Below are 14953 nucleotides of genomic sequence, written 5' to 3'. Positions count from 1 at the left end.
GCAGCTCGCTGATCGTCGTGGTGGCATTCGCCTCTTCTGAGGCTGGCGCCTATTCTCCAAAATTAGGCGGAGAATAGGCGTGCAATCTCCGCACATCTTTTGTGCCAGCCTCCGCATCCCGCGATATCAGGATAAAGCGTCGCGCTCGCCGACAAGCTCTTCTATCGTTTTGTCCAGCATACTTTTCTGAAACCCGTCCAGATCGAGACCTTCAACGACGCTATAGTCACCGTCCTTGCACATCACAGGTACGCCACACACAAGCCCTTCCGGTATGCCATACTGCCCCTGCGATATAACAGCCATCGATGTCCAGCGCCCATCAGTACCACGCATCCAATCACGCATCTGATCGATCGCTGCATTGGCGGCAGATGCTGCAGAGGACGCGCCGCGCGCCTCTATGATCGTAGTGCCCCGCCTTGCGACCTCAGGGATCAGCACCTCCTTGTACCAATGGTCGTCGCCGATGGTGTCCGGCAGGGGCCTGCCGGCAGCCGTTGCGTAGGTCCAGTCGGCAAACATGGTCGGCGAGTGATTGCCCCAGATCACGAGCTTATCGATGTCGCCGACGCCACAGCCGACCTTGCGCGCCAGTTGGGTCAAAGCCCTATTGTGATCAAGCCGGATCATCGAGCTGACCTGCCTTGGGTTAAAGTCCGGCGCATTGGCGATCAGGATGGAAGCGTTGGTGTTGGCCGGATTGCCAACGACCAAAATTCTAGCTTGTCGTCCGGCGACCTCGTTGATCGCCCTCCCCTGCACCTTAAAGATCTCTGCATTCGCTGCAAGCAGGTCTCGCCGTTCCATTCCCTTTGACCGCGGCCGGGACCCGACCAAAAACGCTGCGTCGACACCGTCAAACGCTTGCCGAGGATCGTCGGTCGTGACGATGCTGTGTAGCAGCGGAAAAGCGCAGTCCTCCAGTTCCATGACGACGCCGCGAACGGCGTCCTGGGCTTGAGGCAAATCGAGCAGCCGCAGTTCGATCGGCTGCGACTTGCCATAAAGGTCACCATTCGCCAATCGAAACAGCAGGGAATAGCAGATCTGGCCGGCAGCACCGGTCACGGCGATCTTTTTGGGAGTGGATTGCATTGTCATTATCTTTCCTGAGACGGGATAAGGTTATTCGAGGGCGTGGTCCAGCCGGCCTTGGCAAAGATCGCCTTGGCCTCGGTGCCCTGAAGGAATTCCGAAAACGCCTTGGCGTCGGCATTCTTGCCTCCGCGCTCGGTCAGCACGATCCCGGTGTCTCGGTAGATGCGATAGTCCGGTTCGACCTCGACGACGTCTGCGAGTTCTGGGTTGGCGACCTGCCAGATATTCCAGATGATCCAGGCATCGAAGGACTTGTCCTCGGTCCAGGCCTTCTTGGCTTCGGCACTGTTGGCGGCAAAGGTCCTGATGTTGGCGCGAAGGGCCTTCACCTTCTCGATGTCACCGGTCCGGCCGGCCATGTCTTCCCAAAGACCGTTCTGCCCGGCACCATTGACGACAAGCACTTTGTGGCCGGGCTTGAACAGATCAGCGAGGCCGGTGATCTTCTCCGGGTTCCCCGGACGCACCAGGATAGCGGAAGGACGCAAGTAGAGCGGTACGACATCGGCGTCCTTGATCTGGCCGTCCATCGCCTTCACGAAATCCGACATCATCGTCTCTGAGCCGCTGAAGATCAGGTCGGCATTGTCTTTAGCCTTGCCGATCCATTGCGGCGTTGGGCCGGCGGTAACGATCACCGTGTTGCCGGAGCTTTTCTCGAAGGCGGCTGCCGCCTCCTTCATGGCAGGGAGTGGTCCACCGGGACCATAGACGTGGATATCGGCGGCAAGCGTTGGTGCTGTCGTGGCGCCAAGCATCACCGCGCCGGTGATGATGGATTTCAGCATGGTATTTCCTCCGTGTCTGGTAGGAGAAAACTAGCGCCATTCTGCATCAGTTCCATCGCATAATTTTGCTTCGAACATTCGGATAAATCGATTATAACTCGGAGCCGATTCAAGGTTGCTATCCTCATGACCCTCGACCAGTTGCGCATCTTCGCCGAAGTCGCCCGCCAACAGCACATCACCAAGGCTGCCAAAGCGATGAACATGACGCAGTCGGCCGTCAGTGCTGCGGTCATCGCGCTTGAGGAACGGCACGGCGTGGCTTTGTTCGACCGGATCGGTCGTTCTATCGTTCTCAATCAAACCGGAACGATCTTTCTCGAGCATGCACTTCAGGTCTTGGCTGAAGCGAAAGCCGCCGAGTCTGCGCTAAGCGACCTTGCCGGACTTTTGCGCGGGGAATTGTCGGTTATGGCGAGTCAGACTGTTGGCGCCTATTGGCTGCCCTCCAGGCTTGCGACGTTCCACACACGCTATCCTGGTCTCGGTCTCGACGTCGGGATCGGCAATACCGAGGCGGTAGGCGACGCGGTTGAGGCAGGGCGGGTTGAGCTCGGCGTTGTAGAGGGCGCGGTCGACAGACCGGCCTTGTCGTCGCGCATGATCGCCACGGATGAGATGATCCTCGTCGTGTCGCCAACTCATCCATGGGCCAAAGGCAAAAAGCTCGGAAAGGCCGATTTTGAAGACGCGACATGGGTTCTTCGCGAACCCGGATCGGGAACACGGCTCGCCTTCGAGACGATGATGACGAAAGAGAAATTGAAGCTGCAGGCGTTGAACGTTGCAATTGTCCTGCCCGGAAACGAGGCCGTGCTCGGCGCAGTCGAGGCCGGCATGGGGGCAACACTGACATCGCGAAGTGCTGCCCAGACCGAACTCAACAGCGGCCTGCTGGTCGAGGCCAATGCTTCTCCGCTTCCGCGCCCATTCTTCCTGCTCCGGCATAAGGAGCGGTATCGCTCCAAGGCGGCCGATGCGTTCGAAGCCCTGTTGTCGGAATAGACACGATGACCTATCGCGGACCTGATACGCTCTGGCACGAGCATCGACGCGAGGAGCGGTTGGCCGCGCTTGACAGTGCGCATATGCAGCCATTGAACGCCTTCCGGGAGCACGTTCAGCTCAACTCCGACCGGGATATGCCGAACTTCGATCCATACGATGGCGGTATCAGCGCAAGACTGCTGATCCTTTTGGAGACGCCTGGACCAAGTCCGGTTGAACGCGGCCAGCGTTTCGTTTCGATCGATAACCCGACCGGCACGGCGAAGAACCTGCGCAAGGCACTGACTGGCGCAGGGATATCGCGCCGGGACATCGTTCTGTGGAATACGGTCCCGTGGGTCCGCGCAACCCGAAGCTCGATCGTGGCCAGCGAGCGGCGCGAGGGCATCAAGGGACTTGCAGGCCTTCTGCCGCTGCTGCCGAACCTACGTGTCGCCGTCCTGGCGGGCGCGGTGGCGAGTGGTGCTGAAGATGTACTGGTGGATGCCGGCATCGAGGTGATCCTCTGCCCCCATCCGAGCCCGACGCTGATCAATACCTCGCGGACGCTGCGCGACCGCCTTCACGCGGCTTTCGAAGCTGCCGCCGCAAATCTAGATCAATCGGAAACGGCGATTGAAATATCCTGAACTATGCGTTGGAACTAATCGTTGTACCCACGTATTTTCTCCTCGACGATCAGGAGAAATTCGATGCACAAGATTGTTGCCTTCAAGGAGCCGGTAGCGCCAGCCTCGGATGTTCCTATGCAAGGCCATGTCATACGGAACTTTACGCCAAATTGGTTCGCGACCACTATGGGCACCGGCATCCTTTCGGTCGCCTTCGCACAGTTTCCTGGGCATCCGGGGCTTTTCGCGATGGGTCAGGCGCTTTGGCTCTTCAATATCCTGCTGTTTGCAACCTGCACAACGCTCTACGCGGCACGCTGGCTGCTCTATTTCCAAGAGGCAAGACGGGTCTTTTCCCATTCCGTCGTGTCGATGTTCTTCGGCTGCATTCCGATGGGATTGGCCACGATCATCAATGGCTTCCTGATCTATGGCATCCCACATATCGGCGACACGGCGGTGTCGATCGCAACGACGCTTTGGTGGTTTGACGTCGCTCTGTCGCTTTGTTGCGGCCTCGCCATCCCGTTCATGATGTTCACGCGCCAGTCGCACTCGATCGACCAGATGACCGCAGTCTGGTTGCTGCCGATCGTGGCAAGCGAAGTAGCGGCCGTCAGCGGTGGTCTGCTTCTGCCCCATATCGGCGATGCTCAGACGCAGTTGACGGTGCTGATGACGAGCCTGGTTCTCTGGGCCTGTTCGGTCCCGCTCGCCATGAGCGTTCTCGTCATCCTCTTCCTGCGCATGACGGTCCACAAGCTTCCGCATGTCAACATGGCCGCCTCGAGCTGGCTGGCTCTCGGCCCGATCGGAACCGGTGCGCTTGGTCTTCTCGTCATGAGCCAGACCGGACCCGCCGTGTTGTCGGCGAATGGATTGGCGAGCGTTGCTCCGGCCTTCGGTGGCGCCAGCTTCCTCGGCGCGATCCTCCTGTGGGGCTACGGCATCTGGTGGCTGGCGACTGCTGTCCTGATCACCCTGCGCTACCTTCGCGAGGGCCTTCCATTCAATATCGGCTGGTGGGGCTATACCTTCCCGCTTGGCGTGTTCGCCGTCGCCACGCTTCGTCTCTCAACGATGGTGCCGATGTCGTCTATCGCAATCTTTGGCGCGGTTCTTGTTATAGCACTTGTCTGCATGTGGCTGCTGGTCGTGGCCAAGACGATCAAGGGCACTCTTGACCGCTCGCTCTTCGTCTCGCCCTGCCTCAAGGCCGACTGATGATCGAAACACTCCGGCATTGCTCATGCCGGAGTGTTTTTTCTCGTAACCGAACAGGAGAAGACATGACGTTTCGTATGATGGCCGTGATCGTCGGCATTGCCTTAGGATGCGTGACATCGGCCGAGGCCGAACCCGTGCAGGATTTGATGACCCCGGCCGTATTCCAAGACAGCTTCGTTGGGCAGAAGACCGCTCCAGTCACGCTGGTCGTCTATTCCTCCCCAACCTGCAGCCACTGCGTCGACTTCCATGAACGAGACCTGCCGAAACTGCAGGATACATATGTCGCATCGGGTAAGTTGAAGATCGCGTACCGGCCCTTCGTGCGAAACTCGGTGGATGCCGTTATCTTCATGCTGGCGAATGCGCGGGGCCGAGACAAATTCGACGAGACGGTATCGTCCTTCATGACGAAATTCGATGAGATTGCCGGCGCCGCCAACGCCGAGGATGCATTGCGCGAGATCGCCGCTAGCATGGGCATCGACCGCGCAGGTTTCGATCGCGCTGTCGCCGATCAGGCCTATCTCGACAAGCTCAATGCTGCGACAACCGAAGCGAACAAAAAATTCGGAGTCGCCGGCACGCCATCGTTTTTCGTCAACGGCCAACAGGTTCGGATTAAAATGAGTTTCAACGAGGTCGCCAAAGCAGTCATGAAAGCCACCGCCAGCCTGGAGTGAAACCAAAATCTGAGAGTGGCGGAATTCCCTGTAGGAAGTTTTCCTACGATCGACCAGGCTGGTTTTCCTCTGAAAAGACGGACGACTGGGCGCCGTCGTCGAACGGCTTAGAATGTCTGCTTTTTCGCCCTGTTCCAACCGGCCGTTCATTCTCCATACCGCAATCCGCTGCGAGTATCGTCCTTCAGACATCGTTCACAGGCCGATTGGATCCAACACGCGTGATCCTCTTGGCGGCATATGAACAAGCCGTATTTCGGCACGCCTCGAGTCACCATCCGCGTTCCGTCGTTCTTCGCGCAGACCGGTATAGCACCGCGCGTGCCAACCGCTCACGCCGACGTGAGAACAAATACGGATGAGCAGTGGAATAAACGGCGACCCACAGCGTTCTTATCCACTAAAGCCAAAAGGATTCCGCCATGCGCGTTTACAGTTTCATACTTGTTGCCAGTTTTGCCATTGTGGGAAGTGCAACTGCTGAGCAGTTCCACGACCACCAACCGGCGATGAGCATGGAGGATAGCGGCCCTTCAACTGCGTTCTCGAAAAGCATGAAGGTGGCCATGGACAAAATGCATACCGGCATGATGGCGGTACCCGAAACAGGCAATCCAGACCACGATTTTCTGGCGCAAATGATCCCGCATCACCAGGGCGCCATCGACATGGCCAAGGCCGTGTTGCTCACCACCCAAGATCCGCAAATCCGAAACCTCGCCCAGTCGATCATCACAGAGCAGGCTTACGAAATTCAGTTGATGAATTCGATGCTCACACAACAGCGCGGCTCCGTCGCCGCCAACCCGGAGACTTCGAAATGAAACGTTCCGCAGCCCTGCTGATCGCCTTGATGGCGAGCACGCCAGCCTTTGCCCTGCCCGAATCCAAGGACCGGGTCTATGCTGCTGACCAGAACAGCAACACCGTATCTGTCATCGACCCATCGACCAACACGCTTCTCGGCCTGATCAAGCTCGGCGACCCACGCCCGAATGTCTTGAGCCCGCTTTACAAGGGTGAGGTCAACGTCCACGGCCTTGGCTTCTCGCCGGATCACCGTACCATCGTCGCCGTCTCGACGGTGACCAATTCCGTGACCTTCATCGATACCGCGACAAACAAGATCAAAGGTGTCGCCTATATCGGCCGCAACCCGCACGAGGCCTTCTTCACGCCGGATGGCAAACACGTCTGGGCAACCGTGCGTGGCGAGGATTACCTTTCGGTCATTGATGCGAAGACATTCAAGGAGACCGATCGCATCAAGACCGAGAGCGGTCCCGGCATGACCATCTTTACGCCAGACGGCAAGCGCGCCTTTGTGGCCAACAGCTTCAATCCGGTCGTTCAGGTGTTCGATGTCGCGTCGAAAAAGCTGCTTGCATCCATTCCGGTGGTCTCGCCATTCTCGCCGTTCATTCAGGTGACGCCAGATGGAAAGGAAGCCTGGCTAACCCACAAGGATGTCGGCAAGGTGACGCGAATTGATACCAAGACATTGAAAGTCAAGGGCGTGATAGATAGCGGTCCGATCACCAACCATCTGGCGTTCGCCGACACATCCGCCGGAACTCTGGCTTATGTGACCATCGGCGGCGAGAACGTCGTGAAAGTCTACACGCTGGACGACGAGGCCAAGCTGATAGCCACCATTCCCGTCGGCGCCTTGCCGCACGGTGTCTGGGGTTCGGGCGACGGCAGCCGCGTCTTTGTTGGCCTCGAAAACGGCGACGCGGTGGACGTGATCGACACTCAGAAGAATGAGAAGATCGCCCATATCCCCTCAGGCCAGGCCCCACAAGCGCTGATCTACGTTCCGGATGCGGTCCCGACAGGCGATGGCCGCCAAAACCTTGAACCACGCAAGGACATGCCGGAGAACATCACACTTATGCTGAAGCCTGCCGCAGATGCGCAAGGCGGCGGAATGGTCGTCTCGCGCAATCTTGGCCTGATCGATATCGTAGATCTCAGCGTTTCGAAATTGAAGCCGGACACGGCTTATGCGCTGTTGTTCGAAGGTCAGCCGGAACCGATCGTGGCGTTCAAGACGGATGCCAAAGGTGCCGCGATGGCATCTGCCACCAGTCCGACCCGCTCCATCGTCAAACCGGGCGAAGCCTCCAAGACACCTAAGGTTATCCTCGTTGAGGGAACAGAACCGTCAGCAAATGCGGTCTTGCAGAGCAACTAACAGTTTGGCTACCTGTTATGGGCAACCCCAAAACAAGTTGACTGCGGCGTTCTTACAATGCCGCAGTCATTTTTGATACCGCACTGAGATTGACCGGATTCAAATCATTCCTTGATAGATCGCAGTTGCGATCGGAAGGAGCTTTGCCCGATCGACCGAGGCGGATACCGCGAAATCGAACCCCTGATCCACCCAGACAAAGCTGGACACGCCGTTTTTCTCTTCAAACGTGAACGCTGTCTGCGCTGATTGGCCGGCGCGTAGATAAACGGCCAGCCTCTCGCCTTTGTCATCCTCGTACATGAGTTGTGCAGCCGCAGCGCCACCGCCCGGAAGGACGCGTCCGCCGAGCAGCTTATACCCGAATGCCGAAAGGTTCGGTGGCGTCAGTGCCCGGCCGGATCGCTTCGACAGCCATGTGACCAGATGTGCCTCGTCATCCGCTCCAACTTCGACCGGATGGGCTACTTCGACCACGAAGGTCCGATAGGCGTCAGATGCGTTCGCGGCGAAACCCGCCTCGGACAATCGCGCTGCGTTGATTTGCACGCCTTCAGGCTTTAGCCACCAGCCACCGGCCAGGCCCATTCCCAAGAAGATGCAAGCTGCCATGGCGGAGCGATACCAACCTTGTCTTCGCAAAGCTGCATTGGACTGAAGGTTGGCGATGCGCAGCCGCGCTGGAATGGGCTCCGAGAATTTCTCAGACAGCCGCACACGCAAAGCTTCCCGATCCGCAAGCTGTTGCGTGACCCTTGCGCTCGCTTCAGGATGACCAGCAAGATAGGCGTCGACAAGCGCCTGCCGGTCAGGCGTCAGCTTTCCGTCGATGTAAGCCTGAAGATCATCTTCGCCAATCGGCGAACCGGTGTTCATCATTTTACCCTTCGCAAGGTCACGGGCGTCTTGTTGTCGAGAATGGATCGGAATTTCTGCCTGGCGCGCGACAGCCGCGACATCACGGTTCCTACCGGAACACCAATGACGGCGGCAGCCTGCTCATAGGACAGATCCTCGACGCCAACCAGAAGCAGAAGCGATTTTTGATCGTCGGAAAGCCTATCGAGCGCTTCGAGTATATCGCGTACGGCGATGCCATGATCCTGATCGGCGGGCGATCCGGGGAGCGTGACGGTATCGAGCTCGTGGTGTGGCCCCCGTCGCTGGGATTGGCGTCCAGCCGAAATGTGCAGGTTTCGCATGATGGTAAACAGCCATGCCCGCAGGTCACCATCGGTCCGACGCAGATACCAGCGTGATATCGCACGCTCGAGGCAATCCTGCACGAGATCGTCGGCGCGGTTGTGATCGCGCAGAAGCGCGAAGGCATAGCGTCGCAGTGCCGGTATTTCCGCCTCCAGTCGCATCGCCATTGTCGACATCATCAGCCCTTCGGATCGGTGGCCATACCGGGGATGCTGGCATGGCCACCATTCGGCTTACTTTGCAGGCGGGTTAACCTGCCAGATTTCGTCGACAAGTTTTCCGTCACGATAGGTCATGATATAGAGAACGGGAACCTTGTTCTTGCCGGCAAAGACAACATTTGCTGCAACGGTCGCGCCCTTCGGATTGGCTGCCTCCCAGACTTCGCCGACTGTGGCGGTCTGTTCGCCCTGTGCCGTCGAGAATTTGGTCCAGACTTCAGCTATCGCCTTTTCCGACGCATAGGTGCCGTCGAGCGGACCACCAATCCAGGCAAGGGAAGGATCCTTACCGTAGTCCTTGGTGATTGTCGCGACATCGCCCTTGGCGATCGCTTCGATACGGGTTTTGGCCATGTCCATGGCAGGGCCAGCAAGGGCTGCACCGGTGCACATGAGAAAAGCGAGCGGCAGAGCCATCAGAACTGTTTTGCGCATAGTATAATCTCCTTGTTGAAATGACAGGAGAGAGACGCTGGCAATCACGCGTTATTCCACCCGGCAGCAAAATAATTTTCTCCTCGCTCACCGCGCTCAAGGATATTGAACTCCCTTTGGCTGGTAGAACGGATTCCAAGGGCGAAGTTCTACAGGAGGATGTGTCGTACGTAGGCCTAATGGCTGAGAAACACGGGCAAACTTGTGTGATCCATCACTGTCTTCGTGGCCCCGCCAAAGACGGTCTCGAGGAATAGGCCATGACGGTAGGCGCCCATCAAAAGCGTATCCGCGCCGCCCCTATTGGCCTTCTCCAGAAAATCGTCGGCGTTTTTCGCCACGGAGGTCTGCAGCCGCCCTGTCCCGCTGACATGCAATGTCTGAAAGAACGCAACCGCCTCTGAGATGTCGTTCTCGTGTGCTGCGAGAATTATCAACGTATCAGCAGCGCGGAGCCAAGCTCTGGCCTTTTGAAGGCAAGAACGTATTCCGTCATCGTCCCTCCAGAAAATGGCGATTGAGCGGCCGAAAGAAACCGGAGTGCCGTTAGTATCCGGCGTAAAAACCACCAGCCTATGGTGATCGAAGAGCGCCGCATGCAGGGCATCGCCGCCGTCCATCGATTGCGGGTGGGCGATGGTCACAAGATCGGCTGATCCAAGATGTTTGCGGACACCGTCTTCTTCTCCACCATCAGCTTCCACCCACTCGACCTTGGCGCCAGCCGGCGACGGTTCACGCCCTGCCGACCACTCCTCGAAGATCTTTCTGACCTCGTTCCGTCGCTGAAAGGCCGTGCCCTCATCGCGGATCCGCATTTCCTGCATGTCGACTTCCTCTACACTGCCTCCGATCTTGGCGGGATCGACGCAAACATGGAGCGCCGTGATTGTTGATCCCGGTTCGACCGCTGATGCAGCGTCGGCGATGAGCAGGCTGGAAAGGGCTGTTTTAGGATGTGGGATGAGTGCAACAATGTGCATGGTTTTCCTCCTGGTTCAGGTTTCCTGCGACGCAGCTTCCGCGTCTTTTTGTTCGTGGCTCCGAACAAGCGATACCATCATCGCCGTGCCGTCGTATCCCATCGCCTCCAAACATACTCCAGTCAGAATACGCGATCATCCTCGGGCAGAACCGGGGTGCCACGCGTACCAGACCTGCCATATCGGGAGGCAAAGTGGGTTCGACATCGGATCTGCTCTAGGCTCGGTAAGCGACGAGGATAGCGCCGCAGGCAATCAGGCAGACGCCAAGCCAATTGGGAAGCGACAGACGCTCCCCTAGAAAGAGTACGGCGAAGATTGCGACGAAGACGACACTGAGCTTGTCGATCGGCGCAACGCGTGCGGCATCACCGAGTTTCAACGCCCGGAAATAGCAGATCCACGACGCGCCGGTTGCCAGGCCTGATAGAACAAGGAATACCCAGCTACGGCCGGACACCGTACCCGGCGATTGCCAATTTTCGGTGACATAGACCATCATCCCGGCGGCCGCCAGAATGACGATCGTGCGAATGAAAGTCGCGAAATCGGAATTGACGTTTTCGACCCCGACTTTTGCGAAGATAGCCGTCATTGCCGCAAAGCCAGCCGATAATAGCGCCCAGAAGGGCCAGCCGAGAAAAATACTTTTCATGCCGTTTGACCTCCAGCCATACCACGCACCAGCACCATGCCAGCGAACATTGCAATGAATGCCAGGATGACAGAAGCGCTGGCGTAGAGGATGGCGGCGCTAGCCTCTCCCCTTTCCCAAAGCCCTACAGCATCCAGCGAAAACGTCGAGAAGGTCGTAAAACCGCCAAGAATGCCGGTTGTCAAAAACAACCGCAGTTCTTGCGGCAGCCCGATGTGCGCTACCGCGGCGCCAAGCCCAAACCTGTCAATCTTCCAACATGTCGTCTCCGGCGGCCGGGTCAGTATCCACGGCGCTACCCTGTTTACTCAAGAGACCAGCGTCTTCCAGCGCCTCGATGTTTGGCAGGTCCCGCAAGGTCTCCATGCCAAAGGCCGAGAGGAAATATGGCGTCGTGACATAGGTATATGGCGCGCCCAGCGTAGGGCTCCGTGGGCCGGAGCCGATAAAACCTGCTCCACGCAAACCGCCGATCGTATCGCGGCTGACTTCCTTGCCAAATAACTTTGACAACTCACCGCGCGTGATCGGCTGGAAATATCCGACAGCTATCAGCACCATCGCCTCAAATTCAGACAACGCCGCCACACCGCCTCGCGTAGGCGCGGACGAAGCGCGGATCGTCTCAGCAAACCTTGGTCGGGTCCGGTGTTGCCACCCGCCTGCGACCGAGATCAGTTCATAAGGGCGATCTCGCAGCTCTCCGACCAAGTCGTCGATCAGCAGATCGACGCTGCAGTCTTTGCCGACCACCCGCGCCAGAGTCTCGCGGCTGACCGGCTCGGCGGACGCAAAAATGACCGCCTCGACGCGCATCATCCATTCCCGCCAGCGCATTTCCGACGGCAAGTCCAGTAGCTCGCGATCATACAGGAGCTCTTGCTTGCGTCCTCCGGCTTGACGGCGGCGTTTAGCTGCGCTCGCTCCTGCCATTGTCACAATCCAAATATTCGGAAGGAGGACCGGCCCGAGAGCTCGCGTATCGCCTCAAAGCCTTCGAGCCGCTCGAACAGCCGGTTTGCCGCCCATCGTGACAGGCTGGCCCCGGCTGCCGAAGCGGATACAGCGTCTTCGTTCAACAGCCGACGGATGACCGGTTCAGCTCCTCTGGTCCTGACTTTGGCTGCGATGGCCAACAAGCGGCTAGCGCGGCGATCGATCTCCGCAGCGGAACGCAGTGCCAGTTCGGCGCCATCGACAATCGCCATGCAGATTGCTTTCGAATAGGCTGACTCACCCGGCTTCACGCGACCCCGGCCACCGATGGTGCGGAAAGCTGGGCCAAAGCGCTCGGGTAGCAACAGAGGAACCGGTTGCGACCAGTTCAGCTTCTGAGCCAGCACCATCTCGCCAAGACCAAGTGCCAACACTTCTGCGTCCGGGCGAGCCGCAGAAATCGCCATTATAAGGTCCGCCACCGCGAAAGGTGCCGAACGTCCGGATCGGATGGCAGAATCGACAAGATCTGGGACCAAGGCAAGATCGTCGTCCCAACGGATCGATAGAAGCGTGGCCAATTCCTTAGTAAACGATGTGCCCGGCATGCCGATCCGGCGGGACAGCATTCGTGTGGCCAAAAACAGCTTCCCGGCAGGACCGGGATCACCGTCCACGGGCGTCAACAAAACGGCGTCCCGCAGCGCGGGCTCTTCCTCGTTGCGACCGAGCATCCTGGCCGCGACGGCGGCTGACTTGAGAGCAAGACGATCGCGCCAGCAGCCTATCCATGGTGTATCCGAACGGATTAAATCGTCGAGTGATTTCAGCGCGATACCTGCGGCAAAAGCAGCATCCAGCTCGTCAATGTCACGGCCACGCGCCAGCGCCCAGCTTGGGAGGTAGCCGGTCCATGTGGAGGTTGCAGAGAACGAAGATGTGATCGAATCCATACGCAGCAGCATAAATCAGATGTGCAGTTTGTGCTACTTTTTCGTTATAAACCGCACAGCCTATCGCGAAGATAAAACGTCCGATAATCTTGCATTATCGGACGTATTGTTCATTATAGAGAAATGGCCCAAATCATCGAGCAAAACACCAAAATTCACGTCGAGGAGACCTCAGCGCCGTCTCTCAGCACTGCTTCTGGCGGTGATGTTTCCGCGCCGGAGGTGGCAGGCCACAGCCCCCTCTCCTCTCCCGCCGGTCAGGATCAGACGCTCGCCCATCTTGCAAGCCTTGCTGATCGCGCCCGGAGTTATGTCGAAGCCGCGAGTTCCGCCAATACCCGCAAGGCTTATGCCTCCGACTGGAAGCATTTTGCTGCTTGGTGCCGGCGGTCAAATCTTGCTCCGCTCCCGCCACACCCGCAAACCGTTGGGCTCTATATTACCGCCTGCGCCTCCGGGACGGCCGAGAGAGGAGCCAAGGCCAATTCCGTTTCCACAATCGAGCGCCGCCTTTCCTCCCTGTCATGGAATTATGCGCAGCGCGGGCTCGCCCTTGATCGTAGGGACCGGCACATCGCAACCGTTATGGCGGGGATCCGCAACAGCCATGCCAAGCCGCCGGTGCAGAAGGAGGCGGTCATGGCAGAGGATATCATCGCCATGGTCGAAACGCTCGACCGCGGTTCGCTGCGCGGTCTGCGCGACCGTGCCATGCTGCTCGTCGGCTTTGCAGGAGGTCTTCGCCGCTCCGAGATCGTTGGTCTTGATCTGAAGGCAGACCAGACCGAAGACGGGCGCGGCTGGATCGAGATCCTCGACAAGGGCATGCTCGTCACCCTGCGCGGGAAAACCGGATGGCGAGAGGTCGAGGTCGGTCGCGGCTCGTCTGATGCGACTTGTCCAGTCGCCGCGATCGAGACCTGGATCAAGTTTGCCAAGCTGGCTCATGGCCCCCTCTTTCGCCGCGTCACGGGACAAGGGAAGGCCGTTGGCTCGGAGCGACTGAACGACAAAGAGGTGGCGCGGCTTGTGAAGCGGGCCGCAATGGCCGCAGGCGTTCGCGGCGATCTCAGCGAGATCGAGCGGGCCTTCAAGTTCTCTGGACATTCCCTTCGCGCTGGCCTCGCCTCCTCTGCCGAGGTCGACGAACGCTACGTCCAAAAACAGCTTGGCCATGCTTCCGCGGAAATGACCCGCAGATATCAGCGCCGGCGGGATCGCTTCCGCGTGAATCTGACCAAAGCTTCAGGGCTTTAGCTGGCCCCCTCCCCTTCCCCGCATGAAATCGTAAGCGGAGATTTTGATGTCGGAATTTCCGCCTAGCCCTTCAATTGAAATCCGGAGCTAAAAGCCACACCGGCGTCGAAAGCCAGCCGCATTAGAGCTGTCATGCTGATTTTCTTGAGATCGTAAGCCATTAAAATCATGGTAAATGATTTCTTATAAGAACTATATCTGAATATTAGGGTTCCTCACATGGTATGATTGATGGTTGGCGGCCTAACCATCGATAAGTACTTCTTATCGAGGGTGATTGATTTCACGCCGCAAATCAGAAAGAATCCGGTAAATCCACGGCTGCTCGGCCGTGGAAACCGTCGATCGTGAGGTTTTCTATGGCAATGCCGCCCCGTTCAAAGACCGCCGTCGATCGCCGGGCCGACGAGCTCGACACCATCGCCAGCGTGCTGCCGATCGACCGCCGCGACGAACTGGCTGAATTGCTCACCGACCAGGACATCGAAACGCTGCGCCACCTGGTCAACGAAGGCATGGGCGAAAACACCCTGCGCGCGCTCACCTCCGACCTTGCCTATCTGCAAGCCTGGTCGCTGGCCGCAACCGGTGCATCCCTCCCCTGGCCGGCACCCGAAGCCTTGGCTCTGAAATTCGTCGCCCACCATCTCTGGCAGCCTGATCAGCGCGACATCGACCCCCAACACGGAATG

The 14953-nt window shown here is 58.3% G+C and carries 17 protein-coding genes and 1 pseudogene; 8 read left to right on the top strand and 10 right to left on the bottom strand.

The window, feature by feature from the left end:
• Nucleotides 1–126: 126 nt before the first annotated feature.
• Nucleotides 127–1098 carry a malate dehydrogenase gene (locus tag G6K99_RS22575; RefSeq protein WP_042617880.1) on the bottom strand — a complete coding sequence of 324 codons (972 nt, stop codon included), beginning with the start codon at nucleotides 1096–1098 and terminating at the stop codon, nucleotides 127–129.
• Nucleotides 1099–1103: 5 nt separating this feature from the next.
• Entirely contained in the window at nucleotides 1104–1889 is a 786-nt protein-coding gene (locus G6K99_RS22570) for a substrate-binding domain-containing protein (RefSeq protein WP_042617851.1), read from the bottom strand.
• A gap of 126 nt (nucleotides 1890–2015) precedes the next feature.
• Here G6K99_RS22570 and G6K99_RS22565 point away from each other — a divergent pair, with 126 nt between their 5' ends.
• From G6K99_RS22565 to G6K99_RS22540, 6 genes are all read left to right on the top strand, one after another.
• The gene (locus G6K99_RS22565) at nucleotides 2016–2894 is read left to right on the top strand and encodes a LysR family transcriptional regulator (protein WP_042617850.1); all 879 of its coding nucleotides are present in this window, start codon (nucleotides 2016–2018) and stop codon (nucleotides 2892–2894) included.
• A 5-nt stretch (nucleotides 2895–2899) separates the two neighbouring features.
• Nucleotides 2900–3526 carry a uracil-DNA glycosylase gene (locus G6K99_RS22560; protein ID WP_042617849.1) on the top strand — a complete coding sequence of 209 codons (627 nt, stop codon included), beginning with the start codon at nucleotides 2900–2902 and terminating at the stop codon, nucleotides 3524–3526.
• Between the two features lie 63 nt (nucleotides 3527–3589).
• The gene (locus G6K99_RS22555; RefSeq protein WP_082249874.1) at nucleotides 3590–4732 is read left to right on the top strand and encodes a TDT family transporter; all 1143 of its coding nucleotides are present in this window, start codon (nucleotides 3590–3592) and stop codon (nucleotides 4730–4732) included.
• 77 nt (nucleotides 4733–4809) lie between these two features.
• On the top strand, nucleotides 4810–5418 hold the full coding sequence (locus G6K99_RS22550) for a thioredoxin domain-containing protein (RefSeq protein WP_162196024.1): 609 nt from the start codon (nucleotides 4810–4812) through the stop codon (nucleotides 5416–5418).
• A 422-nt stretch (nucleotides 5419–5840) separates the two neighbouring features.
• Complete coding sequence (locus G6K99_RS22545) at nucleotides 5841–6242, top strand: DUF305 domain-containing protein (protein WP_042617848.1); 402 nt, start codon at nucleotides 5841–5843, stop codon at nucleotides 6240–6242.
• Nucleotides 6239–7615: a YncE family protein gene (locus G6K99_RS22540; RefSeq protein WP_092937832.1), complete on the top strand. Its 1377-nt coding sequence runs from the start codon at nucleotides 6239–6241 to the stop codon at nucleotides 7613–7615. Before G6K99_RS22545 ends, G6K99_RS22540 begins: the two co-directional genes overlap by 4 nt.
• Before the next feature lie 99 nt (nucleotides 7616–7714).
• Here the strand turns inward: G6K99_RS22540 and G6K99_RS22535 are convergent, their stop codons facing one another.
• The 8 genes from G6K99_RS22535 to G6K99_RS22500 all read right to left on the bottom strand — a co-directional run bounded on the left by G6K99_RS22535 (nucleotide 7715) and on the right by G6K99_RS22500 (nucleotide 13004).
• Nucleotides 7715–8494: an anti-sigma factor gene (locus G6K99_RS22535; protein WP_042617846.1), complete on the bottom strand. Its 780-nt coding sequence runs from the start codon at nucleotides 8492–8494 to the stop codon at nucleotides 7715–7717.
• On the bottom strand, nucleotides 8491–8997 hold the full coding sequence (locus tag G6K99_RS22530; RefSeq protein ID WP_042617877.1) for a sigma-70 family RNA polymerase sigma factor: 507 nt from the start codon (nucleotides 8995–8997) through the stop codon (nucleotides 8491–8493). Before G6K99_RS22530 ends, G6K99_RS22535 begins: the two co-directional genes overlap by 4 nt.
• A 57-nt stretch (nucleotides 8998–9054) precedes the next feature.
• A complete protein-coding gene (locus G6K99_RS22525; protein ID WP_042617845.1) occupies nucleotides 9055–9477 on the bottom strand; it encodes a hypothetical protein in 423 nt (140 codons plus the stop codon).
• Between the two features lie 176 nt (nucleotides 9478–9653).
• The gene (locus G6K99_RS22520) at nucleotides 9654–10460 is read right to left on the bottom strand and encodes a universal stress protein (RefSeq protein ID WP_042617844.1); all 807 of its coding nucleotides are present in this window, start codon (nucleotides 10458–10460) and stop codon (nucleotides 9654–9656) included.
• 217 nt (nucleotides 10461–10677) lie between these two features.
• Nucleotides 10678–11115, bottom strand: coding sequence for an EamA family transporter (locus G6K99_RS22515; RefSeq protein ID WP_042617843.1), 438 nt, complete (start codon nucleotides 11113–11115; stop codon nucleotides 10678–10680).
• The gene (locus tag G6K99_RS22510; RefSeq protein ID WP_052496826.1) at nucleotides 11112–11306 is read right to left on the bottom strand and encodes a CrcB family protein; all 195 of its coding nucleotides are present in this window, start codon (nucleotides 11304–11306) and stop codon (nucleotides 11112–11114) included. The genes G6K99_RS22515 and G6K99_RS22510 overlap by 4 nt, the downstream gene beginning before the upstream one ends.
• A gap of 55 nt (nucleotides 11307–11361) precedes the next feature.
• Complete coding sequence (locus G6K99_RS22505; protein ID WP_042617842.1) at nucleotides 11362–12048, bottom strand: SMC-Scp complex subunit ScpB; 687 nt, start codon at nucleotides 12046–12048, stop codon at nucleotides 11362–11364.
• Between the two features lie 2 nt (nucleotides 12049–12050).
• Entirely contained in the window at nucleotides 12051–13004 is a 954-nt protein-coding gene (locus tag G6K99_RS22500) for a DUF1403 family protein (RefSeq protein ID WP_042617875.1), read from the bottom strand.
• 123 nt (nucleotides 13005–13127) lie between these two features.
• Between G6K99_RS22500 and G6K99_RS22495 the strand changes: the two genes are divergently transcribed.
• Nucleotides 13128–14261: a site-specific integrase gene (locus G6K99_RS22495; protein WP_132449789.1), complete on the top strand. Its 1134-nt coding sequence runs from the start codon at nucleotides 13128–13130 to the stop codon at nucleotides 14259–14261.
• A gap of 359 nt (nucleotides 14262–14620) precedes the next feature.
• A pseudogene (locus G6K99_RS22490) lies at nucleotides 14621–14953 on the top strand (integrase); the annotation flags it as partial.

Origin of the sequence: Neorhizobium sp. AL 9.2.2 (genome assembly GCF_013317225.1) — a bacterium.
GTDB classification, from domain to species: domain Bacteria; phylum Pseudomonadota; class Alphaproteobacteria; order Rhizobiales; family Rhizobiaceae; genus Neorhizobium; species Neorhizobium soli.
This window is presented reverse-complemented; position numbering and strand designations above follow the sequence as displayed.